Here is a 24,328-nt window from a genome sequence, read left to right as displayed (position 1 = left end):
GGTCCGGCGCGTGCATGATGCCTCGCAGCATGTCTTGGATGTATGGCATGAGCCATCTACCCACCCTTAGGCCGGGCTTCAGCCCGGCACACCGCAACCCTCTTGCCTAACCCGTTGATCTCGTTCACACTTACCCTCAACCCGTCATCCAAGAACGATTTATGAGGCGTGAGCGTCAAAACCATTTGAACGACTTCAGATTTCCAACGGGAGGACAGAAATGAAGAAACTTTGGTTCGGTCTGGCTCTATCAGCCCTGGCATCGCCGGTGCTGGCACAACAGACACTCAGCACAGCATCCCCTATTCCGGACGGTGCCGAGACCCGGTTCTGCTATTACGAGGGCATGGCCTATTCACTGGACTCCTTCATCCTCGTGACCGGTGACAATACCGTCACATCGACCATCACCACACGCGAGGAACGCCTGCTGCGCTGTGTACGCGGTGATGATGGCGGCATGCACTGGAAGCCTCAGAGCACCTTTCAGGTCAGCAAGTAACGCGGCGCGTAGGTGGGCGGTCTAGCCCACCTTTTCCTCCAGCCAATCCACGATCTGCGCGGCGGGGTTTTCCCAACCGGGCTCCATGAACAGGAAATGCGCGTGATCTTCGACGGGCATGAAGGTCGCGCGGTCGCCGTACAGCTTCGCCAAAGCCCGGCAGGTATCAGGGTTCACGGCCCGGTCCTCGGTGCCTGAGACGATCAGCACCGGGCAGTCGACCTTATCGATATCCACCTTCATCGCGTGGTGATCATCGAACATCCAGAAGAACATCTCAAACATCACCCGACCGCTTTCGGCCCCCAACTGGTCAAACACCGCATGCTGCTGCGCCTCTGGCATCTTGTTCAGCGCGAAGGGGGCCATCAGGTCGAAATCGACTCGCATCGGCTGTTTCCAGAACGCCCCACCCTCCATCAACGCACGCGGGATGGCACGTTCGTCGTCGGTTTCCGGTAATGTGCCCCACGGCGCGTTGGGGTTGATCAGAACAATTGCACTAGCCAACCCGCGTGAGGCGACCTGCTGCGCCACAACGCCTGCAATGGCGTGGCCCAGGATGACCGGCTTGCTGTCCAGACCCTGCACAAAATCAGCAATGTCATTGGCATAATCCATCACGCTGGTATCGGTGAGGCCCGGATCAGGTTCGGCCTGGGGATCCCCGCCGTGGTAACGCAAAGCGGGCGTATGCACCGTCCAGCCCCGATCGCGGAAAAAGGCCGCATAATCCCTCATACACCAGGGTCCTGCGAAGGCGCCGTGGATCAGTACAATCTCTTTCGTCATCAAAATCTCCCTCTCCTTGATGCAGTATGAACATCCCGTAAGACGTTACAACTGCGCGTGATCGCTGTTGCGTGATGGTTGGGACCACTTAAACTCAGGCCCATGAGTTTTGTGACCGACAACCAACTGCCGCTGCTGATCCTGTTCTTTCTGTTGGGGCTGATCGGAACCGCGTTCCTGTTTCGCAAGCCAGCGGGTCACAGGGCGTGGAAGCTGGCCGATCTGGTCTGGGTCGTGCTGGGCGGCATTGGTGCGCTGGTGGCGGTTCTGGCGGGGCTTTATACCTCTGACAGCTCGCGTCTGGACCGGCAGATCGACGTGGCCTATGCGGCGACGCTGGCGTTTGATCGCGATGCAGCGCGGTTCAGGTTGCGGTTTTGCGATCCCGCCTTTGATCCCGATACGGCGGTGCTGTGTGAAAAGGTCGAATTCCTGTCAGCCTCAACCGCAAGCAATGCTGATTTACCTTTGTTCATCGCCGTGACGAATGAAGTCGCACCGCTGCAGGGGCTGCATTTCCTGTTCGGACGTCAGGCCAAAGATGAAATGGACGACATGCGGGACATGGCCGCCACAGCGGATGCGTTCGATATCGAACAATTTCTGGTTTTTACATCGTTGGATGAAGCTACTCAGGCAGCCATCGACAACATGCGACGCAAGGTGCCCGCGATTGCCGGGGACTACCTTATTCTCGCACAAAGCTATGATGATCTAGTCGAGCAGGTCGGCAAGCTGAAGGATGAATGGGAGTATCTGCAGGATAACGCGCACATTCTGGTATTGCAGATCGTGGCGCTATGTCTTGTCAGCTTTGCTGCGCCATTCCGTCTTGGGAAATCGGTTGTCGAGCTGCGCGCGAGCCTTATCGCCGATACGCCTGAGCCAACAGTTCAGGATCCGCCCCCAGAAAATACCGGGTCAATGTCCACAGATTCCGAGCCCCTCGCCGAACCCAGCCCTGACGAATATAGCGTTCCGCGCTCGTGAAGGCGCGCGAGGATAGAAGCGTGACACGAGGTAGTGCGCGTATCAGTGCGACATCCTCCATCAATGGCTGATCCGGAAACCCACCCGCTGAGATATATGTCTGGCGTGGGACCAGAAGCCCCTGATCGCCATAAGGCAGCCCGAACAGGCGCGTGCGGATATTGGCCCATCCGGCCACCCAGCGTGCGCCAAGTCCTTTTGCACGAAACAACAACCGAAAGGTAGCTGGTCGCCTTGTTTGCAACTGAGTTTCAACCTCGGTGCTCCACCCGGTTTCCAATACCGTGTCTGCGTGCAGAACCAGCAGCCAGTCGCCCTTCGCCTGCTCACACCCACGGCGTAACTGCGCGCCACGAGAAGGTGCGCCCGAGACAATTCTGGCGCCCGCCTCCTCAGCGATTTGCAGCGTCTGGTCTGTCGACCCACCATCCGTGACAACCAGCTCACGGATCAGGCCGGCATGCAGCCCTTCCATTAAAGCCTCTAACGTGGGCACAAGAGTCTCTCCGGCGTTCAGAGTTGGAATTACGATACTGATCGGAGCGGACACGGCTTGTAACCTCTGGTCATGGCGGTGTGATCTCCTATATCACGGGGCTGATGGAATTGACGAGGACCAGCCCATGCCCACCCGCCGCATTTTGCGCCTGACCGGCAAGGATGTTGACAGCTTTCTGCAAGGGCTGGTCACCAACAACATCGACCAGCTACAGAACGGGCTGGTCTATGCCGCGATACTGACGCCTCAGGGCAAGTATCTTGCTGACTTCTTTCTGAAGCGTGACGGCAGTTCGGTGCTTCTGGATGTTGCTGACGATCTGGCTGATGGCCTAGCCAAACGGTTGACTATGTACAAGCTACGCGCAGATGTTGCGATCGAAAACACAGACCTCCAAGTTCAACGCGGAACCGGGACAGCACCGGATGGCGCCCTGCCCGACCCACGCCACCCGGATCTTGGCTGGCGGAATTACACAACACAGACCGAGGGCGACGACGGTACGGACTGGAATTCGATCCGGGTGGCGCACTGTATTCCTGAGACAGGTGTGGAGCTGACAGCAGACACATATATCCTTGAAGCTGGATTTGAGGCACTCAATGGTGTCGACTTTAAAAAGGGCTGTTACGTCGGACAGGAGGTGACTGCCCGAATGAAGCACAAGACCGAGCTGCGCAAAGGCCTGTGTGTGGTTTCCATCGAAGGTAGCGCCCCGGTTGGTACTGAAATTCTATCCGATGGAAAAGCAGCCGGCGTTCTGTACACACAATCCGGTGGCAAAGCGATTGCCTATCTCAGGTTCGGACGCGCCAGTGGCGACATGCGAGCCGGAGACGCGGTCGTCAGACTAAACGATTGACGTTTAAGTCCTGTTGCAGCTGCGGCACGTCTTTGTCGCGCTAATCGATTGTGCAATTGCCCATCCTTGCCAGCAGGTTAACACTGCTATCAGGTGTATGACCGGGCAAATGCATGTTGCAGCTATATTCGGCCATCTGGCGCGTTAGCGCGGGGCGGCAAATTGTACTGATAGTTCTATCACTCGCGGTTGCGGCGCTCGCTGCTGCTCCGCTCGAGTTTCAGCGCGACATCGTCAATCACCTGACCGCCAAAGATCCCAAACCTGACTACCTGCTTTTGCTTGGTGCCGGGATGATGGCGGTCATTATGCTAAGCCTCGCCCTGAAATGGGTGCTGGGCTATCGCGCAGGTACACTGGGCGAGGACATCATACGCCTTATCCGGCAACGGTTGCTGGCTCGAACAGTTGATGTCGACAAAGCCGGTGAGAACCTGCGCAAAGGCACCATGACAACTGCAATCTCGGCTGAGGCGGAAGAGCTTGGGAAATTTGCTGGCGGAGCTTTCGCGGATCCTGTGGTTCAGGTCGGAACGCTGATCAGCGTGATAGGCTACATATCATCCACACAACCCGGGCTTGGGCTGATTGCCCTGTCGATGATCGTGCCTCAGATTATCATCGTTCTGGTTTCACAACGCAAAGTGAACATCTTTGTGGCTGAGCGGGTCCGCATTCTTCGCAGCGCCACAGATCATCTGACAACAGAACAGATCAACGCGATCACCAATGAAGTCTACGCCCAGTTTGATAAGATATTTGAAACACGGCGACGAATGTTCATCTGGAAGCTGTCAGCAAAGTTCCTTCTTAGCGTGATTAACGGCGCCGGAACCGTAGGCGTCCTGATGCTGGGCGGTTGGCTGGTGTTGAAGGGCGAAACAGATGTGGGCACCGTTGTAGCGGCAACCAGCGGCTTAACACGCATTCAGGGTCCGACCTCTTTCCTGATTGCATTTTACAGGCAAGTCAGCGCCAACCGCATAAAATATGAGTTGTTGCTGGAGTTATTCGGGCCTGACCGAGAACGGTATCGCCACGCAAATCCGAACCGATAAGAAAAAGGCCGTTCAGCAACTGCTGATACGGCCAATTCCTCAATAGTATTTAACGCGACGTTACGCGCGCTCAGAATATTCCATGGTTTCGGTGTTCACGATGATCATCTCGTCCTGACCAATGAACGGAGGAACCATAACCTTTACGCCATTGTCCAACAGAGCGGGTTTGAACGAGTTCGCAGCAGTCTGGCCTTTCACGACTGGTTCAGTCTCGACGATCTTGCAGGTCACCTTCTGTGGCAGGGTCGCGTTCAGCGCTTCGCTTTCATAAAACTCAACGACAATGGTCATGCCATCCTGCAGGAACGGGCGACGCTCGCCCAGCAAATCTGCTGGCAATTCAATCTGTTCGTAGGTTTCGGCATCCATAAAGACCAGCATACCGTCGTTTTCATAAAGGAACTGCTGATCCTTCTGCTCAAGGCGCACACGCTCGACTTTGTCGGCAGAGCGGAAGCGTTCGTTCAGTTTCGAGCCATTGCGCAGGTTGCGCAGCTCGACCTGAGCAAAGGCCCCACCCTTGCCAGGTTTCACATGATCGACCTTGACCGCAGCCCATAGCCCATCGTTATGCTCAAGCACATTGCCGGGGCGAATTTCGTTCCCATTGATCTTGGGCATTACATAATTCCTTCACAAACGGTTGATGCGTCAGTTGACGTCCCTATATCTGGCGGGACCACACCTGACAAGACGACGACACCTAGTGCTGCACGTGCAGCAAGCCATGCAAATGACGCAACGCAACTATGCATTTTAAGTGTATCCGAATCGCATCTAATAGGTCATAAGAACCGTCACGCCGAAAATGCAAGAGCAAGAACAACAAGGAAAACGAGATGAGAGATTTCGTTGACGGCACCGCCTTTAACAATGAACAAGGCAACCGTGCCCGGAAACTTTTTGCGGCTGTCGTACTGGCCGCGCTCGACGACGCCATCGCCGACGACAAGAAGTATGGCAATGGACCTGAACAAATTGCTCGCTGGGCTCGCTCGCGCGATGGCCGCGAGGTACTGACCTGTGCCGGCATCGACCCCAACGAACGTGTTGTAGGTGGTCTGATGGAATTCGTAGGTCGCGGTGTTCGTACTTCGGTTGCCCTGTCGCGCGAAGAAAGCGAACGGCGCAACGCCGCTCAGCAGGCAGAAGCAGCCTAAAGCCTGTTTCTGTTTTTCAAAAAGGCGCGCCCGCTGTTGCGGCGCGCTTTTTTGATGCCCGGATGATTGCAGCATTGTCGGTTTTGGAATGCCTGCGTGCCATTCCGGACTTTTCTCCATCACTGATTTCAGGTCATGTGCTGCCATCCACAGGAGGCACCCAATGGTACGCGCAATCATGATTCAGGGCACCGGCAGCAATGTCGGGAAATCGGTTCTGGTGGCCGGGCTAGCCCGTGCTTTTTCGCGTCGCGGCCTGCGCGTTGCCCCCTTCAAACCGCAGAACATGTCCAACAATGCAGCGGTTACAGAAAACGGCGGCGAGATTGGACGGGCGCAAGCGCTACAGGCCCGCGCTGCCAACCGCCCTACGCACACCGATATGAATCCGATCCTGTTGAAGCCCGAGACGGACACAGGTGCCCAGATCATTGTACAAGGGCAACGTGCCGGTACGATGAAGGCCGGAGACTATCGGAAAGACAAATCCAAACTACTTGGCGCTGCACTGCAGAGCTTTGACAGGCTTTGTAGTGACGCAGACCTTGTTCTGATCGAAGGGGCCGGCAGTCCTGCAGAGACCAATCTGCGCAACGGGGACATCGCCAATATGGGGTTCGCTTGCGCGGCCGGAGTACCTGTCGTTCTGGTTGGAGATATCCATCGAGGCGGCGTCATCGCCCAGATCGTGGGTACTCAGGCAGTTCTGGACCAGAATGACCTTTCGATGATCCGCGGCTTTGCCGTCAATCGGTTCAAAGGTGATGTAAGCCTTTTTGACGAAGGTCGGGATGATATCGCGACACGAACTGGTTGGGCGTGCCTGGGCGTTGTTCCGTGGTTCCATGACGCCTGGAAACTGCCCGCAGAAGACATGATGGACATCCGTTCTCACACAGGCGGAAAATGCAAGGTAGTCGTTCCTCAACTGGAGCGCATGGCCAATTTTGATGATCTTGATCCTCTGTCAGCCGAGCCAGACATTAGTGTTGAAATTGTGCCCGCAGGCCGTGCACTGCCCGGTGACGCCAATCTGGTGCTGCTACCCGGCAGTAAATCCACGATTGGGGATTTGGCTTACTTCCGAAAACAGGGTTGGGACATCGACCTGTATGCGCATGTGCGTCGTGGTGGCCACGTGTTGGGCCTGTGCGGAGGTTACCAGATACTGGGGAAGACGATCTCGGACCCGGATGGCGTGGATGGGCGCCCAGGTACTGTCGACGGTCTTGGTTTATTGGATGTCAGCACCGTCATGGCTGGGCAGAAACGCGTAACATTAACCAAGGCCAAAGCACTGGAAGGCGGAGCGCCGGTAAGTGGCTACGAAATTCATATGGGCCGGACCGAAGGCCCAGACTGCACACGCTCATGGTTGGAGATTGATGGCAGGCCCGAAGGTGCAGCCAGCGCGAATGGGCGCATTCGCGGCAGCTACCTGCACGGGATATTCTCCTCGGATTCTTTCCGTGCCAGTTATCTGAAGCAACTGGGAGTGAGTTCAAACAACGCCTATGAAGACGGGGTTGATCAAACGCTTGATGACCTTGCTGACCATCTCGAGACGCATATGGATCTGGATCTGTTGCTTTCTTTGGCCGAGACACCTCAGCGTAGCTAGCAGTTACTCCAGATCCTGCTCGGCCAGAGCACGGTTGATTTCGCGCCTTACCATTTTGCGAACGTTACGCGTGATACGTTCACCCAATGCGCCCTGCAATTCCTGCCGGACGACTTGCGCGACTAAATCCTGCAGAGCTGCCTCGTCTATAAGCCGAGCATCAATCTCTGAAACTTCATCCATTTCTTCTGCAACCGACTGAGCATTCAAGCTTGGATCTCGGATAAATGTGACCGGTACATCAACTTCTTCCGTCACAAACTCTGGGTCTTCAGCTGCGTCCAGCTCTTCGGCGGCATCATCTTCGTCTTCAAATGCCTCGGAAGATTCGACCTCTTCGCTCCAATTCATGGATGTCGTACGTGTTCCTGAATAGGCGTCGTCGCTTTCGCCATCCGGCTCCCACTGATCTTCGGTGCGGGCAATCGCAGCTTCCAGCGCTTCGATCTTAGCACTCAGGCTGTCTGCAAGATCAGCAGATTCTCCATTAGCTTCGGTCGATTGATCCGAAGCAGGATGAGCATTCTCAAGGTTCTCGGAAACTTCAGCGCCCTCGCCCGGCTGAACGATGTCACAGGGCCGTAGTCTCATCGGTTGTGAAAGATCATTGGCAGGTTGAAGCTTAGCCTCATCCGTTTGCATTATCGCATCGGCCGAATATTCAGCCTCAAGCTTCAGCGGAGCCTCTGCGCTTGCAACCTTTGGATGATCGCCAACTCGCAGGGCATCGGTCAAAACCAAACGCCCGGGTTTGCGTGGAGCCGAAGCCTTAACCAGATCGGGAACCTTTCGGCCCTCTTCGCTGACCAGACGTTTGACCGAGGACAGGACGTCCTCGACCCCTGCTTTTATCGTGTTATCTGACATTGTTCTCTACCGCTCTAGCCCTTGGACCAAGTGTAGCTAAACAATTCTGACCTCACAACAGGTAGTAACGCCGCTTATTCGCGACGCAACGCTTTGAGGACACGATCCAGATCACGGCTTTGCTTGCTGACCTGAGCTGGAGCTTTCTTGACCAGATTATAGTAGAGGGTCGGATCATAGATTTGAACAGCGAGCCCCAGACGCTCTGCAGTCAGAAGCCCCTGCGCCTGCAACAGCTGATAAGCAGCCAGCGAACGCTCGGTACGGGACGCAACCTGCGCGAGCTGAGCGTCCAGCAAATCCTGCTGCGCAGTCAGTACGTCCAGCGTGGTCCGTGCACCCAAGGTTGCTTCTTCCCGAATTCCGTCAAAAGCGACCTGCGAGGCGCGCACTCGTTCGTTCGAAGCAGTCAGGCTTGCGGTCGCCGTTTCAAAGCGCACATAGGCATCCGTCACGCCCTGTGTGATGTTTTTCTGAACATTCAACAGATTGGCCCGTGATGCATCACGCGTAGCCATGGCACGCCGAACAGCAGCAGCCAAACGACCACCAGCATAGATAGGCTGGTTGAAGGTCAGCGAGACAGTTGCGTCATTGATGTAGTCATCACTGTCATAGGTTTCAGTAATACCCGCATCAGCGTTCAGGCTGACATTTGGCCCCAACCCTGCGCGCTGTTGCTGAACGATCAAATCCAGCGCGCGAACCTGATGCTGGGCGGACAGAATGGAAGGATGGTTGCGCTGCGCGAGGTTTTGAGCCTCTGCCGCCGAGCGAGGCAGGTTTGGCAGGCTGGGCTGACCAGCCGTGCGGCCAGGAAGTTTGCCAACCGCGTTCACATACTCTGCCTGTGCGGTGCTGAGCGCACCCTTGGCATCGGCCAGATCGGCACGCGAACTGGCCAGCTGCGATTCTGACAGCGCAACGTCAGTCCGCGTAACCTCACCAACCTCAAAACGATCCTGAGTGGCGCGCAATTCTTCGCTGGACAGATCGACGTTGTTTTGACGGATCTGGACAGTTTCTTCTTCAAGCAAAACCCGCAAGTAAGCGGTCGCAGCGCGGAAAAGAACCTGCTGCTCGATATCGATCAGAGACTGGCGGGTCGACAGAACCGTTTCCTGTGCCGACTGTTTGCCCAAAACGGATGCGCCGCCATCATAGATCAGCTGGCTAAGCGTCAATCCGGAAAAGAAGTTTGATGGCTCAGTCGTGGTTACCACGGTACCAACACGACGTTTCGTGTAATCCCGGCTGACACGAACCGTCCAGTTGATGATTGGACGCAATGCCGACAATGCAATTGCGACATCTTCATCCGCTGCACGCAGCAAAGCACGGTTTTGCTCCAGCAGGCCACTAGTGTTGTAAGCCCCAATAAACGCATCTGTCAGATTGTCGGCCCAAACCGATCGCACCGGCATTGCGCTCAGAGCAAGACCAGCTGTCAATGCGAGAGCCTTGACCAGCTTACCTCTAGCCATTCCACGCATACCCAATTCCTCTCAAATCAAAATAACCCTGCCTCGCAGGTAGTTTGCGCCTTTGTTTTCAACTAATCAAGGCAGCAGAAAAATCTGCTGAATGACTATAGCGAAAATGCACTCTCGGCGGAAAATGCCGGTAGTACCGGCGCACTTGCATTGAAGGCGTCTCGCCAGGTTACCCGGTCAGCTGTCTTCCGACCAATCCTCACGGTACCTAACCGGCCTTCCATGAACACGCATGCGATGCGGCCATTATCCTTCAGCTGATCAAGCAGCGCATCTGGCAAGCGCTCGACACCGCCCTGAATGATAATGACATCATATGGCCCGTGTTCTGCAGCTCCCTGCTCGAGCGGACCGGTATGAATAATCGCATTGTCAGCTTCAGCTTCCATCAGGTTGCTTTGCGCTTCCGTGGCGCGGGTCTCATCCTCTTCGACACCAACAACCAGTTGAGCCATCCGGGCCGCGACGGCAGTTGAATATCCAAGCGCAGGGGCGATATCCAACACCACCTCATCGTTGGAAATGTTCAGCGCGTCCAGCATTTTGGCCAGGGTACGCGGTTCCAGCAGACAACTCCCATCGCCCAGTTCAATCAAATCGCCGACATAAGCCGCTTCCCGATGTGAGCCCGGAACGAACTTCTCACGCTCAACAGCCAGCATCGCATCGATAATGGGAAACTTTGTAACATCCGAAGGTCGAATCTGTGTATCAACCATTGTAAGACGTCGGGCTGCGAAATCTGTCATGTGATCGCTCATTCTTTTTCCCTGATTGATCGGCTTGTGCCACATTCGTCACCCTCCGGCAACGTCTCAAGTACTGAAATTTCAAAAGCAACTTTCAGCGGTCGACGCTGTTCTCGGCCCCGAATCTGCCAAACGTCCGTCTATTTTGCGCCGACCCACTGGACGTCTGTATCGAAAGCTGTTAGAACGCCTGTCACACCACGGCAAGTATTTGATTTTACTTGAAAAGGCGAGTTGGCGGAGTGGTGACGCAGCGGATTGCAAATCCGTGTACACCGGTTCGATTCCGGTACTCGCCTCCATGAAAATACTGTAAATAATTGTATTTATTTCCTTTTTTCAAAGGATGTTCAAAATTATTGCCCAAATACCCGCCCAAATTTTGAAGCTTTTTAGCTTATTGGCAATCTTTTAGCCTGAACGTTTAGGTTTAAGTTGATTTGACTAATTCGACATTTTTTTTGACGTCCAGACAGCTAAGAATGCCGCTGCGGCTTAGCGCGCTCCGACGGAATTGGAGAGCGTTACAAAGCCGTTGATTGTCGGATTGCTTAATTGTCGCCTACTTTTGATACAATGCATCGGCGTCTACCTAGACCAATGTCTATCGCCCGTATTCGACTTCTATGACTTAAAATTCGGGGTGATTGAGCGAAGCCAGTGCTCATTCTCTCTAGCTAAGTTCAAAATCGCGCGCCATAATCTTTGCAAAACAATGCGCTAGCATTTCAACTCAGTTTATTTGTTCGGCTTATCGGCGTACATGTGCTGTCGGCTCTGCTCCCAATCAATCAACCGCGTAGATCCGCGGCGAAAAAGCGAATTATGGACAAAAAGACACAGAAGATCCTCAATTACTGGCGTGTTTCGTTAGCTGACAGTGCTTTAGGGGACGGTAAGTTCACCCAACGGGACCGAAAACGGTTCATCGAGGTACCCGGGGAGACGGTCCGTTCGGGAACACTGCCGGATGCGATCCTGGACAGGGTCTTTGGGAGCCAAAAGTCGGCCAAGAACGTTGCCGTGAGATTTTGGCCGCTCGTTATGGCTCGAAAGTCCTCGCACGGGGCAGCGCGTGTCGACGGCTTACCGGAGATCGTTGCACCAGTTGTGACGGAGGCAACAGTGGACCGTGATGGCCAGATCACCCCATTGCGCAACGCGCTGGCGCGAGATGTCCTTTCACCACTTCCATCCGGAGAATTTTCAATCGGTAGTGTTGACGACCTCGATGATTTTCTGACCGAGACACCCTTGCCTGACATGATCGACGAAAACGCGTGGCAAGAATACCTCGGGCACTGTCGTCAAATGGTGGACGCTGTGGCAGAGGGCTGGCCGAATGGCGACGAAGACTACCAGTCTATGGGCTTCGGTTTTCTCGAGTTGGCAGAAGATGCCAGTGCCACAATCCGCAACATCGTAGATCTTTACGACAAGTTGCTTAGTGAGAAGCCAGATGCGCCTCTATTGAGGCAGGTCGCTGCACCGAGCAAATCGAAATCTCCTCCGGACCCTAAGGTTGAGAGTGAATTCAGTCGCCGCTTAGGCCACTCTAATCCACGTTTTCCTCTTTCTGAGCATCAGCGTCAGGTATTGGCCTACCTTGACGCCATGTCTCCTGCGGAAGTTATCGCCGTGAATGGACCGCCAGGCACGGGCAAGACGACAATGCTGCTTTCGGCGGTGGCTAGTCTCTGGATCAAAGCTGCCCTCAAAGGTAAGGAACCACCGATCATCGTTGCTGCGTCCACCAACAATCAGGCGGTGACAAACATCATTGATGCCTTTGGAAAAGACTTCGCCAAGGGAGAAGGTCCATTTGCCGGACGATGGCTACCAGATATCTGGAGTTTCGGAATATTCCTTCCATCGCACTCTCGTAAGTTGGAAGCAGCAAAGAAGTACCAAACAGAAGATTTTCAAACAGCCTGCGAAAGTGTCGAGTATTTCTCACGAGCCAAGGAAGGGTATCTTCAAAAAGCAAAGCTCGCATTTTCCGATCTGTCAGAAGTTAACGTAGAGCTCGTTGTCGAAACCATTCAGAATGAAATGGCAAAAGAGGCTCAAGAGCTTTCAGAACTGGACGAGGCTGCCAAGACGCTCAAAGAGGCAAAGCAAGCGGTAGAAGCGGTTCTCGGTGAGAACCCTGAAGAAGCAGAAGAGAGGCTAACTGAGGCGGTAGCAGAGGCGCAACACAACGAGGAACGGATCAAAGCCGCAAAAAATGCCTTGGAAAAGCATCTAACAACTGAGTCTACAGTAACGGCGATCTTAGGTTTTCTGCCAGCCATCAAAAGAAAACGGGTGTTATCGGCTCAACAGGCGATCCGCGAGTTCATGCCGGACTCCAATGGGTTCAATCGTGTTGCGGACATTGAAGCCCATGTCACTGAAAACCTTCGTTCCGTCGAACAATTGGCAAAACAGGCCGAGCAGGACCTAGAAAATGCTCGTCGTCTTCGTTTCGCATACGCGAATGCTCAGAACCGCTGGCATCGCGCAAAATGCTCTGTTGGCGACGCCGAGGATGACCTGGACTTAGAACGCGCCGCAGATTTGAGCATTCGCTTTAGACTCTTTCTGCTCGCGACCCACTATTGGGAAGGGCGTTGGTTGCTGTCTATGGAAGAAGACCTCGCGGGCATCGCAGGCTCCTCAAACAAGAGAGGGAAGACGACGCTCGTTCCTCGCTGGCATAGACGCATGATGCTAACACCTTGTGCTGTTGCCACATTTGCCAGTTTGCCGGGAAAACTAACTTACAGTCGCAAAACCGGAGGTAAATGGGCGAAAGACTATTTGTATAACTTTATTGACTTGTTGATTGTGGATGAGGCTGGGCAAGTCTTGCCGGAAGTCTCCGGGGCGAGCTTTTCCCTGGCTAAACGTGCTCTTGTGATTGGAGACACCCAGCAGATTGAACCCATCTCATCCGTGCCGAAGCCGGTAGATGTCGGGAACCTACGAGAAGTTGGGTTGCTCCAAAACGAAGAAGATTGGAGTGAGTTATCGGCGAGAGGTTTATGCACCACGTCCGGCAGCGCCATGAGGATTGCGCAGGAAGCTTGCAAGGTTTCACCATATGCCGAACTTGAGAAGGGCCTTTACCTCTTTGAACATCGGCGCTGCTATGACGAGATCATAGGCTACAGCAACGCACTTTGCTACAAAGGCAAACTGCGTCCTCTTCGAGGTCCAGTTCCCAATGACGCCAAGTTGCCTGGTTTGGGATATTTGCACGTAGATGGACGAGCAATTCGACTGGGAAGTAGTCGCGCAAACTTGCTTGAGGCTCGGACGATAGCTGCATGGCTGGATGCCAATAGATCGGAATTGGAAAGCCGCTACCAAGCACGTCTTGAGCAAATTGTTGGCGTCGTGACGCCATTTGGCCGACAAGTGCGTGAAATTCGGACAGCCTGTGCGAACAGAGGCATCTCCGTCGATTTGCGCGATGGCATGACAATCGGTACGGTTCATTCACTACAGGGCGCAGAGCGACCTGTGGTTATCTTCTCCCCTGTCTACTCGAAACATGCAGACGGCAATTTCATCGACGCCTCGGCCAGCATGCTCAATGTTACGGTGTCCCGCGCCAAAGACAGTTGTCTTGTCTTCGGAGACATGGACGTTCTGGCAACTGCTTCTCCGGGATCACCTCGTTCGATGCTTGGTGATTTCCTGTTCAGCTCAACGGAGAATGCACTTGAGTTTGAAACGGAGCCCAGGAGCGATCTGCAGAATGATAGTGGCGAGCTCCAGATGCTTCGCGATGCTACTGAGCACGACGCGTTCTTGATTGATGCCCTCGCTGGGAATGGGCGCCGATACTCAATCGTCAGTCCATGGATCATTACACGTACCATGGAGAACGTCGGCTTCCTAACTGCTTTCGCGAAGGCGATTAGTCGGGGTGCCAAGGTGGATGTATTCTCAGATCCCCTTCTAAACTCCAATACGACAAATGAAGGTCAAACCCAGATGTCATTGGCCAAGGAAACTCTTTCCAAGATTGGCGTTCGACTTCACGAAGTGCCTAGGTTGCATAGTAAGATCGTAGCAGTTGACAGCGATTTGCTTGCAATCGGGTCTTACAACTGGCTTAGCGCCGATCGACACGGAAAGTACGCGCGACATGAGACTTCATTTGTCTACAGAGGCCAACATTTGGAGACGGAGATTAACACGATTTTTCGGAGCCTAGGCACCCGAGAGAAATGATTGCGCACAACCGATAGGGTCCATTATGTTAACCGAGCAAGGTATATCGACGAACCTTTGAGTCTCCACAAAGAGCCGATAGCGTATAGCCACAGCCGAAACGATTGGCTGACCAAGTCGGAATTTGTGCTCAAAAAGTAGGAAGTATGACTTTTAGACTAGAACGCATTGAGGCAACTCAAAGAAAACGCACCGCCGATTCCGATCAACGAGAGGGACGGCTAGCTGGTCGGCCAGCTAGTGATCCCATAACCTTCGAACTAGCTCCCCCGGAAGCGGCAAAATTTGACGGTAACTGGTTTTCTGTCGTCATTGGAAAGAACGGTGTGGGGAAGAGCCGAATACTTGCCTCGATAGCCGAGGCCTTTTCAGTCGAGGCCGGCGAATTTTCAAGGTCCCGAAACGACAGCATGGACTTGGATATTTCGTATTTTACCAACGGTGAGCACTACAGGCTGAACTCGAACCAGAAAGGTACAAACCGGAACGGAAAAGGCTATCCTGAAAGCCTTTTCTCACCTTCGGGGCCCTCCAGAGTGATCTGCAGTACTATGACACCTTTCGACAAGTTTAGGTTGTCCAAAGATGTTATTAGAGACCGGATGCCTTCAGTAAGCGAGAAAGAGCAGCTCAGCGGCGAGACTTACTATTGCTACACTGGATTTCGGGATAGCAATGGAAGAACCAACTTTAGGTCCTCAGTTTTCCGATCTTTGAAGGGCATATTCTTGCGTAGCGATCAGTCGCTAGATCGGCTTCAAAAGTTGCAGGACGTATTTTTCTTCTTAGGGTACGATCCAGAGATCGAGCTACACTTCAATCTAAACTCACAATCGAGGTATTTCTCGCTCATTGAGGAAATAAGGTCCGGAAACGTTTCTGATGAAACTCTAAAGCAGTTTGCGTTTGGTTCCCGACCCTCAAAAATCCAACTTCTTTTCGAACGGGAGCCCAATGCTACTGAACTGATACAGGATGCTCTGTTTCATGTACTGAATTATTGGGAAGGGCCACGGGGAGGATCGTTTCGCGTATCAGTCAATGCTAGTGCTGAGGAAAGAGCACTTCTGTCGAGTGCGTTTCTGTTAAGAGACCTTCGTCTCATTACGTTCCGTGACGTGATGCTGAATCGCACGAACGACCAAAGCGTGATCAACATTTTGGACGCAAGCTCAGGCGAAATATCGATAGTTGCTGGTATGCTAGGGGTTGCTTCCAACATCGAAGACAATTCTCTAATTTTGATAGATGAACCAGAGATTAGCCTGCATCCTGAATGGCAAGAACAGTACATTGAGCTCCTTAGGAGCACGTTCTCTCCTTTTTCGGGTTGCCACTTCGTGATCGCCACTCACTCGCCGATTATACTCTCCGACATCGGTAGCGAAGGAAGCCATGTGGTCAGCCTTTCTGACAACGAAATTTCGAAACAGGATGCTGAGCTCTACGCCGGTGCATCGGTTGATCAGTTGTTGGTCACCGCGTTCGGCGTGGCGAGTAGTGAAAATCTTTTCCTTAAACAAGAAACGATCAAAACACTGAACCACTTAGTGCGGGGTTCTACTTCAGATGAGACTTTGTTTGATAGGCTAAGGTTTCTTAGGAGCGCTAGGGCGACAATTGGTGACGGAACTGAGCTAGCAAAGCTAATTGATGACTTGTTAGAGACTGCCTCAGATCTCGGTAAATTCGAATGAAGAAATCGGATGTATATTCTGGTGATACCTTAGCGCTCGTCGATAGTTTCGATGCAAAGGCAAGCGCTGATCAATTGCCCAACTACTGGGAAGATGAACTAGTAAAGCCCGTACGTCGAAAAGCCAAAGCATACTTTATAAGAAAGCAAAAGAGATGCTGTTGTTACTGCCAACAAAAGATTTCCTCGGAGAACTTCAAAGTTTGGGATGTTGAGCACGTGCTCCCTAGAAGCTCAAATCCTGCCTTTATGTTTGAACCGGAAAACCTGGCTGTGTCTTGTCCGGATTGTAATACGGCAAAAAGTAACAAAAAAGTATCCAAATCAGAGGTCTACAAGAGATTTCCGAGATCTCCCAATTCATATAACATCGTGCACCCACACTTTGATAATTATGAAGACAACATCCACGTCGTTGGATTCATCTACTCCCCAAAGACTCCCAAGGGGAAAGAGACTATCATTACGTGTGATCTACTTCGGTTTGCGGAGCGCTATATCGATTGGGAGAATCCCGCACAGGTGTCTGAATTAGATGCCGATCTTTCCAAGATAGCGGCAGACAAAGAGAAGCTGAAAAAGCTTCTGATAATTGCGGCAGCGCTTTGAGCTCTTTGTCTCGTTTTGGTGCGGCGATGGGACAAACTGCACCAAGTGTGTCCACTACCAGCGTAGCGAGCGGAGATCGGATAAGCGCCCTTATTTTAATTTGTGCTGGTTAGCGCTTTGCATTGGCCATCGGCGCTACGGCTAGGCTCGGTTTTGCTGTTGTAAATTAGCGAAGTGAGGCAACGACTCATTCTAGGGGCTTGCCCATCCAGCCTCGTATCGCGACCAGTTCCTCAATCTCTCCTTTCTCTTGGGCCAGCTTTTCTAGTTCTTCAACAGCGGCCTGCAATGTTCGCCCTGATTGGACATCTTCTCGACCTTGTCGCCGATTCTCCAGCCAGGCCTGCAATTGCGACCGACGCGAGTCAGTGAGCACGCCTGGCGCATTCAGGAAGACTAACCGCCGCGCCAGTTCGCGGTATCTGTTGTCCTCAAGGGCTTCGGCGATCTTCGCTCGTTCGGGCCAATCCGCTTTGTGGAACGCCTGCATTCGGTTTTCGTCAGCTCGGCTTGGGAAGCCCTGATACATTCTGCCCTCGACGACCTGGGTGGACTCGAAGGGTGGGTAGCGCTGCTCCAATGCCTTGCCCACCCGCGCAGCAAACTGACCGTCAGCGGACACCACAGCGGCCCGGCGGATGATCTCATCCATCGGTAGGCTAATAGCGGCTGGCAGGTCTGGCGCTAGGGTTATGTCAACCAATGCTGGCATTTTGTTTGAATAGATGGTGCGGAGCGCTCGGTTGGGTCCCTTCGTCTCTTCAAATAATTCATCATCGCTCATGTCCACGACTTCCGCCGGGTCTCGACGCAGATCAAACACAGCCTGCATGGTTGGATTCTTCGGGTGGTGCCCGCAGCCGACAACGGCACGAATAGTAGGAACCCCCATATGATACTCAACGAAGCACTTTGGCTCACCAGTGCCCAGACGGGCCCTCACTTCGCCCTTGTCCACCAGGGGTAACAATGAATTCCAAACGTCCGGCGCGCGGTCGCGGATCAACTGCGCGATGTAAATGGTGGCTTCCACATCTGCTAAAGCGTCATGGGCGTTTTGATGGGCAAAACCGTTGGCCGGTGCCAGTGTGTCGAGACGCAGGGTTGGCTTGCCGTTTGCGCTAATGGGTACGGCCATAGCATTGGGTGCCAATGCTGCCGTGGCCTGGGCCAGGCGCAGCACATCCGCCCGTTGGTTACCGTTGGTATTGGTCAGGTAAACCGGCTTTAGAGTTTGGTAGAAGGCCTGGCGAAGCAAGGGCTCGTCGAAAGCGAGGGTGTTGTACCCGGTGAAGATCGCAGGAGACCATGCGCGCAGCTTCTCTGCGATCTGCAGCATCATTTCGTAGTGCGATGGCAGGTTGGGATCAGTCAGCATTGACGGTGTGACACGTGTGGCGAGCAAAGCTCCCGGCGCAGGGATAACATGAGGCAGGATTCGGCAACGGATTTCGAAACGATCGAGTTCGTTCAGGTCGCCATCCGTACGGATAGCTGCAAACTGCAGAATTTGGTCGAAGGTAGTATCCGTTCCAGTAGTTTCGGTATCGTAGAAGACAAAGCTCATGCAAACACTCTAGCTGGTCGAAGCCAAACAAACATATCCAAAGCTATTTGACTAACTTCAAGAAAGGAATGCGGACGTTATCTGCTCGTGCGAGGGATTCCCGGCAGTCTGCAGGACTGGAAATTCAGCCAAGGTTCCAGTGGAGCTTGCCAGCCCTGCACTCAGGGCAGGTTTTCCACGTTTTCGAGATCCGATTTCTTCATGGACAATCTATCGAAGCAGACAATCAAGAGGCACAGTATAGATGAAACATACTTTCTTGCTGGTTGAGTAGGTACTCGAGTAGCTTCGGCTCCATGTATTGGAAAGAAATAACACAGGCCTTGAATAATCTGACGATTGAACATGTCGGAACTTTCCTAGGTTTAAAGCTTCCGGCGAAAGGGATGACAAGATGCCCTCTCCCCGATCATGACGACAAAACACCTTCCTTTGAAGTACGACACCAAGGTCGACGTTGGGTCTGTTATGCCTGTGACCAATCTGGTGGAACAATTGACCTTGTCATGGCGTGCCTGCAGATGGAGTTTTTGGAAGCAAAACAGTGGCTAACAGACAAAAGCGGAATACTTAGGGACAGGGGGTCGTCGCCAGAACTTAGGAAAAATAGTAACCGACGCCATACGTCCTACCATGGAAATGGTACAGCTACCGAAGAAAGCACTCCAGATTTCGAGGTTTACAGGGCTTTACTGGCACGTGCGCCGTTGCATACATCTGGGCTAGAGTATTTGAAGGGGCGCAAAATATCGGAAAAGCTAATTGAACAGTTTTCGATAGGTCAAATGCCTACTACAAGTTTAGCTCAAGATCTGGTTGAGGAGTTTGGATTTGAACGAATAAGAGCTAGTGGGCTCTTGACCAAAAAATCCACACGGGAGAAATTTTGGGCAATCTTTCCTCCAACTGCTATTCTGTTTCCATTTTTTGAGAGTGAAGAAATTACATATTTTCAAACCCGGAGTATTGTCGATGCTGACAAAACTAACCGTTGGCGCAACCTGAATCACCGACGTAGGCGTATCTACAATTTCGATGCCCTGAGGAACCAGAATGTCAGACGGGTAGCAATCTGCGAAGGAGTTCTCGACACCCTTTCTTCTATTCAAATGGGTTGCGAGGCGATCGGTTTAATCGGTGTTTCGGCCTCTCTTTCTAAAGACGACGTAATATCCTTGCGTGGAAAGCAAGTAGATCTGTTCTTAGACTGGGATGCGGCTGGTGAAGCGCGAGCGTCTAAGCTTAGAAAAGAACTTGCAAGGTTTGGTGTGGCCGGGACACGCAGGTCCGCTCCTAGAAGTGGTGCGACAGATGTGAATGCACTTCTGTGTGAAGGAAAGACAAAGATATGAGTGTCCTAGAACGGCTGCTGCAACCAGAAAACCTGAACTATGCATGGACCAAAACAAAAGCACTAATTCGGGCGGCTGATGGCTTTGTTGACAGTGCAGAAGTAGCCGCATTCGAAATCGACTTGGAGCAAAGTTTACTAAAGATACACCGCCAGTTTGAACGCGGATCGTACAAGCTAAAAAAGTTACGTCCGTTACCTCGCCCCAAAAAGATCTCTGAAGAAAGGCCTGACGACCGCCAATATTATCACATTGCGATTGAAGACCAAGTCGCGTGGATTGCCGTTGTAAACGCATTAGGACCGGAATTAGACCGGATGATGGAACCTTGGAGTTATGGCAACAGGCTGTATCGACCGGCTTGGTACGAGCCAGACGAAGCTGGGCAGTCAAAGCTAGAAATTGGACCGTATAGACACGCAAGCGGTCACCTTTACCGGAGGTTTCAACATAGTTGGCCGCTGTTCCGTCGACACGTCACGCTGACCGCGAGGATGATGGTTCGGAAATCAAAGCTCAATCGGGATGAAATGGACATAGCGGACCAATTGGCGGAGGCGACAGCAGAACGCGAAAATTTAGTCTACTTTAGGAAAAACTGGTGGAGTAATGACCCCGCTTCAAGTGAAAAGAGCGAGCTCTTTCATGCCTCAATTGACCTTGAGAAATTCTACCCGAACTTGAAGATGGATGCCGTTCTAAAGGGCTTGAACTTGGCTGGGGCGCTCAATGATCCGACGTTGAGCAACCTACTCAATTCGATGCTGAACTTTAAGCTCGACATGTCTGGAATGACGAGCCAATCACTCAAAAATGTAAAACCGGAATTCAACGTAAGGCGTTTTCACGGCCTCCCTACTGGACTGTTTGTATCGGGATTTCTTGCAAATGCCGCCATGCTACCAATTGACAGTGCCGTCGCCGACAGACTCCGTCAATGCAAAGACGTTGCTCACTTTCGCTTTGTGGATGATCACACAATCATCGCGTTTGATTTCAACACGCTATGCGATTGGATTGATTGGTATGAAGAACTGCTCAGCAGTGCTGGCATCGGAGCGACAGTTAATGTGGAGAAGTATGATCCACCTGAGCTAGCCGCGTGGATGGGGAAGCGAAGAAAGGGAAAAACCGCAGAGCAATCGGCCGAAGAGTACAAAAAGGCAATACAGGAAACTCGCTTGGATGGAAAAAACCCGACGAAATTGATGACCAAGACGCTGGCGCAAGTCTCCGCCATTGCCACGACTGACATTCACATTCTGGACGACGATGATCTAGATGAGCGCCTCACAATGCTTGAGTGGCTCCTGCTCGCCGATATCCCAGAGCGTGAGATTCGCCCTGATACAAGAGCTTCGTTTGCAGCGGGGCAGATTGCATCTTTAGTGCCCGTACTTGTTCAAGAGGTTGACGGCGTTGTTGGCGTGGCTAGGCAGCTAGCCGAGCATCAAAGTCGCAAGCCGGACCCGAAAAGGTCAACAGAAGAGGACCTTGAACAATACAATTCGAAATTGGGCAAGTTGAAGGACCAATTCGCAAGTTTGACGACAGGACAGGAGGTCTGGGAAAATAAGTTGCTCAAGCGGTGTTTCCTGCTGCTGCTCCAGTCGCTGCGAGAGCATCCTGGAAAAGCTCGCCTCTTTTTTCGTATCCATCAGTATTGCCAATCCACGGGTTACAGGGGCATCAACGAGATTTCAGACTGGCTAAAGGAGACGCGTGCTGAGCAACGAGAGACCTGGGCAGATTACTACACGGCATTGTCTTTGCAGATAATGGGCAAAGCAGTGTTAGCGTCTGCTGCCCGGCTTTTAGCCTGCGATAGTTTGAGATCTGAAACAAAGGCAGCCGAAAGTTACCTCGAAGACATTGCAAGCCTCGACATTGGTGTGTTTGTTCTGCCTGTAGACCGCGAGACATGGTTCCATGCTGTTGGTCGGCGCGAGTTCGGAGTCGCTCTCTTACAGGTTGCTGAACTGCTAACTCAGAATGGGTACCAGGACCTTGCCAGGGATTTAGGATCTCTTTCGCAGAAGTTTGTGCCAGTACGTCCTGCTAGTCCTGCCAAGACTTGGCTTGAGGCAACGGGTTGGTCTGCAGGCGTGTGGGCTCACCTTGCTGAGAACATTGTCGGCACCCATTCGCATCCTTCGTCCGCGTGGCTCGCTGTTTCTAGAAGTTTTGACTTCAGTGAGAAACTAGATCTCAGTTCTGCCCGCCGCTTTCCTGAAGCATTTCCTGACGACGCTTGGAAAGAACTGCTTTCTTCTTCTGAGGCGTTGCCACAGGATGACTCAGGTTGGTTACGTCAGGTCATTGAAGGAAATGCAGAGAGATATCTAGAGGCAAAGCAAAGTTCAAAGAATGCGTTTTCTCGCACAATACGATCCATGGATGCGGCAAAAACGCAATATATATCTCTCACAGAATGGACAGGAAAACTCAAGGAATTAAGTCCCTTCGACCCGAGACGAAGCGAATGGACCGCCCTCGAGATTGTCAGACGGTTGCTTGATGATGCCAAGGAAGCTGGTCACGACCTCAGTAAACTCGATCGCTTGCACCCCGCTAACGTTTTAATACCGCACCAATGGTTCGTTGTGCGGAACGAGAAAAATGGGAGTTCGAAGTTAGGTTGGGAAGAATGGCGGAACTTTATAGGTGACGTAAAGAACGGTAAGATAGTAGTGCAGCCACTCAAAGCCAGCCTACTGGATTACCGGTTCGCCAACGATTTTCGATCAGGCATTCCGTCTACGCAGCTCGAACGGTGGTTCACGGCTGTAGGACGTATTCTTCTCGGTCTATTGCGAGAAGACCACAGCGCACCACGAATGTGGAATCTTCGAGGCAACGAGCGAGTTTACCCACTTCCAAGATCTCGGATTTACAGTGAACTCGCAGTTTCTTCAGCGACCACACAGTTGCTAGATGCCTGCCTTGCTGCGCGGCCCGCAGAGACTAGAAACATCGCACTGCGGCCCGATTTGTTCGCCTTGGATGATGGAGAACCCGTTAGAGATGTAGCCTTTGATCCTGACCAAATAAATGATTTGGATGACCTGATGGAGAGTGTGAAATTCGCTCAAGGCGTTCTCCAAGAAAATCAGCTTTCGGTCTCCTCAAACCGACCGAGACAACTTATCCCTTTCAAACTGCAAGACTTCGCCGCGGGAACAGAAAATGCCGAGGCTAATGACCCAATGGGAGGCGAGAATGTTGAGTGAGCATCTTCATGTCGGTGTAATCCAGACGTCGCTAAAGGCCGAAGCTGCTTGGGTCGATAATTCTGACGGAAACTGGCAGAACTGTCTAAAAATGGCTCACTATGAGGAGCTGCGTGCCAAGAGGGAAATCAGACATTTTCTCGCCTCTTTGAGCGCCCAAGGGGCACTTCGGGAGAGGGTTAAAGATAGCTCATCTCAAGAAACCCAAAACTGTGATTCTTCTCCTGATATCATACTCTTGCCTGAATTGGCTGTACCGCTAGGTTTTGAGAAACAACTTAGGAGGGCAGCGGAACAGCTTGAGGCGATCATTATTGCTGGTATGGACTATAGGATTGTTGACGGTGCGACTGAACCGATGGTGCTGAACGAAGCCTTGGTGATTGTTCCGCGTCGTATGAATGGGAGGCAAGTTTCCCGACAAACCAGCGTTCGCAGAGTTGGCAAAACGTATCCCGCACCCGCTGAAGACAAAAAACTAAAGAGGATTGTGGGTGGGCCAGTTTCCTTTAAATCTCACCCAACTGTTTGGATATTTGAGAGTAACGACCTTGGAAAATTTGGTGTCGCAATTTGCTACGATTTCATGGATTTGGACAGAGTAGTTATGTACCGCAACAAAATCCAAACGCTATTCATCTTGGCTTACAATCGTGACACCACCTCATTTGATCATATGGCCGAAGCGCTTTCCAGAACTCTGTTTTGCAATGTTGTTGTCTGCAATTGTGGGCAATTTGGTGGATCACTTGCGGTAAGTCCATTTCGAGAGCCCTATCGACGGCTAATATACCGTCATAGTGGTCAGGAGCTGTCAAACGCGCAGATAGTGAGACTGCCATTATGGGCCCTAAGCGACGGTCAGAAGGGTAATGTCCAACCAGAACTTAAAAGCCTTCCACCTGGTTTCGAAGAACACAAAGAGGTTACGCCAAAAAGTGTGACCATATGACGTGATGTTACTTGCGCGGTCGTGGCCCGATTTTCACGAATTGAAGGGCGGCGCTGTTGTCCTGGTACATTCTAGCACATTTCTGGCCGCGTCGGCTGGTAT

At 52.5% G+C, this 24,328-nt stretch carries 18 protein-coding genes, 1 tRNA gene and 1 pseudogene; 13 read left to right on the top strand and 7 right to left on the bottom strand.

The window, feature by feature from the left end:
- Positions 1-220: 220 nt before the first annotated feature.
- A complete protein-coding gene (locus ACR0IO_RS05300) occupies positions 221-502 on the top strand; it encodes a hypothetical protein (RefSeq protein ID WP_155151624.1) in 282 nt (93 codons plus the stop codon).
- Between the two features lie 21 nt (positions 503-523).
- On the opposite strand, the gene ACR0IO_RS05295 is transcribed toward ACR0IO_RS05300, so the two are convergent.
- Complete coding sequence (locus tag ACR0IO_RS05295) at positions 524-1,294, bottom strand: alpha/beta hydrolase (protein ID WP_480739912.1); 771 nt, start codon at positions 1,292-1,294, stop codon at positions 524-526.
- A gap of 102 nt (positions 1,295-1,396) precedes the next feature.
- Here ACR0IO_RS05295 and ACR0IO_RS05290 point away from each other — a divergent pair.
- A pseudogene (locus ACR0IO_RS05290) lies at positions 1,397-2,152 on the top strand (hypothetical protein); the annotation flags it as partial.
- Between the two features lie 7 nt (positions 2,153-2,159).
- Here ACR0IO_RS05290 and ACR0IO_RS05285 read toward each other — a convergent pair.
- The gene (locus ACR0IO_RS05285) at positions 2,160-2,834 is read right to left on the bottom strand and encodes a TIGR04283 family arsenosugar biosynthesis glycosyltransferase (RefSeq protein WP_480739910.1); all 675 of its coding nucleotides are present in this window, start codon (positions 2,832-2,834) and stop codon (positions 2,160-2,162) included.
- 73 nt (positions 2,835-2,907) lie between these two features.
- Between ACR0IO_RS05285 and ygfZ the strand changes: the two genes are divergently transcribed.
- Together ygfZ and ACR0IO_RS05275 are read left to right on the top strand one after the other, a co-directional pair.
- Positions 2,908-3,645 carry a CAF17-like 4Fe-4S cluster assembly/insertion protein YgfZ gene (gene ygfZ / locus ACR0IO_RS05280; RefSeq protein WP_480739907.1) on the top strand — a complete coding sequence of 246 codons (738 nt, stop codon included), beginning with the start codon at positions 2,908-2,910 and terminating at the stop codon, positions 3,643-3,645.
- Positions 3,646-3,758: 113 nt separating this feature from the next.
- Entirely contained in the window at positions 3,759-4,703 is a 945-nt protein-coding gene (locus ACR0IO_RS05275) for an ABC transporter transmembrane domain-containing protein (RefSeq protein ID WP_155151633.1), read from the top strand.
- Positions 4,704-4,763: 60 nt separating this feature from the next.
- On the opposite strand, the gene efp is transcribed toward ACR0IO_RS05275, so the two are convergent.
- The gene (gene efp / locus ACR0IO_RS05270) at positions 4,764-5,327 is read right to left on the bottom strand and encodes an elongation factor P (RefSeq protein WP_155151636.1); all 564 of its coding nucleotides are present in this window, start codon (positions 5,325-5,327) and stop codon (positions 4,764-4,766) included.
- A 218-nt stretch (positions 5,328-5,545) separates the two neighbouring features.
- Here efp and ACR0IO_RS05265 point away from each other — a divergent pair, with 218 nt between their 5' ends.
- Positions 5,546-5,866, top strand: a complete 321-nt coding sequence (locus ACR0IO_RS05265) for a DUF6280 family protein (protein ID WP_155151640.1) — start codon at positions 5,546-5,548, stop codon at positions 5,864-5,866.
- 163 nt (positions 5,867-6,029) lie between these two features.
- Positions 6,030-7,487: a cobyric acid synthase gene (locus tag ACR0IO_RS05260; protein ID WP_480739904.1), complete on the top strand. Its 1,458-nt coding sequence runs from the start codon at positions 6,030-6,032 to the stop codon at positions 7,485-7,487.
- A 3-nt stretch (positions 7,488-7,490) separates the two neighbouring features.
- Here the strand turns inward: ACR0IO_RS05260 and ACR0IO_RS05255 are convergent, their stop codons facing one another.
- From ACR0IO_RS05255 to ACR0IO_RS05245, 3 genes are all read right to left on the bottom strand, one after another.
- Positions 7,491-8,354, bottom strand: a complete 864-nt coding sequence (locus tag ACR0IO_RS05255) for a hypothetical protein (protein ID WP_480739901.1) — start codon at positions 8,352-8,354, stop codon at positions 7,491-7,493.
- Positions 8,355-8,428: 74 nt separating this feature from the next.
- The gene (locus tag ACR0IO_RS05250; protein WP_155151647.1) at positions 8,429-9,847 is read right to left on the bottom strand and encodes a TolC family outer membrane protein; all 1,419 of its coding nucleotides are present in this window, start codon (positions 9,845-9,847) and stop codon (positions 8,429-8,431) included.
- Positions 9,848-9,942: 95 nt separating this feature from the next.
- Positions 9,943-10,596, bottom strand: coding sequence for a protein-L-isoaspartate O-methyltransferase family protein (locus ACR0IO_RS05245; protein WP_480739899.1), 654 nt, complete (start codon positions 10,594-10,596; stop codon positions 9,943-9,945).
- Positions 10,597-10,824: 228 nt separating this feature from the next.
- On the opposite strand from ACR0IO_RS05245, the gene ACR0IO_RS05240 reads away from it, so the two are divergent.
- From ACR0IO_RS05240 to ACR0IO_RS05225, 4 genes are all read left to right on the top strand, one after another.
- Positions 10,825-10,898 (top strand) — tRNA-Cys (locus tag ACR0IO_RS05240).
- Positions 10,899-11,421: 523 nt separating this feature from the next.
- Positions 11,422-14,820, top strand: a complete 3,399-nt coding sequence (locus ACR0IO_RS05235) for an AAA domain-containing protein (RefSeq protein WP_480739897.1) — start codon at positions 11,422-11,424, stop codon at positions 14,818-14,820.
- 104 nt (positions 14,821-14,924) lie between these two features.
- Positions 14,925-16,517, top strand: coding sequence for an AAA family ATPase (locus tag ACR0IO_RS05230; protein ID WP_480739896.1), 1,593 nt, complete (start codon positions 14,925-14,927; stop codon positions 16,515-16,517).
- On the top strand, positions 16,514-17,125 hold the full coding sequence (locus tag ACR0IO_RS05225) for an HNH endonuclease (RefSeq protein WP_480739895.1): 612 nt from the start codon (positions 16,514-16,516) through the stop codon (positions 17,123-17,125). Before ACR0IO_RS05230 ends, ACR0IO_RS05225 begins: the two co-directional genes overlap by 4 nt.
- Before the next feature lie 187 nt (positions 17,126-17,312).
- Here ACR0IO_RS05225 and ACR0IO_RS05220 read toward each other — a convergent pair whose 3' ends face one another.
- Complete coding sequence (locus tag ACR0IO_RS05220) at positions 17,313-18,692, bottom strand: exonuclease domain-containing protein (RefSeq protein ID WP_480739892.1); 1,380 nt, start codon at positions 18,690-18,692, stop codon at positions 17,313-17,315.
- 296 nt (positions 18,693-18,988) lie between these two features.
- Between ACR0IO_RS05220 and ACR0IO_RS05215 the strand changes: the two genes are divergently transcribed.
- From ACR0IO_RS05215 to ACR0IO_RS05205, 3 genes are read left to right on the top strand one after another with little or no spacing between them, the layout of a single operon-like run.
- Complete coding sequence (locus ACR0IO_RS05215) at positions 18,989-20,044, top strand: CHC2 zinc finger domain-containing protein (RefSeq protein ID WP_480739891.1); 1,056 nt, start codon at positions 18,989-18,991, stop codon at positions 20,042-20,044.
- Positions 20,041-23,274, top strand: a complete 3,234-nt coding sequence (locus ACR0IO_RS05210) for an RNA-directed DNA polymerase (protein WP_480739889.1) — start codon at positions 20,041-20,043, stop codon at positions 23,272-23,274. The genes ACR0IO_RS05215 and ACR0IO_RS05210 overlap by 4 nt, the downstream gene beginning before the upstream one ends.
- Complete coding sequence (locus tag ACR0IO_RS05205) at positions 23,264-24,226, top strand: nitrilase-related carbon-nitrogen hydrolase (protein WP_480739887.1); 963 nt, start codon at positions 23,264-23,266, stop codon at positions 24,224-24,226. Before ACR0IO_RS05210 ends, ACR0IO_RS05205 begins: the two co-directional genes overlap by 11 nt.
- Positions 24,227-24,328 lie beyond the last annotated feature (102 nt).

Source organism: Ruegeria sp. CE12 (assembly GCF_056537525.1).
The sequence above is the reverse complement of the archived record's forward strand: the minus strand, read 5'-3'. Positions and strand labels throughout refer to the sequence as shown.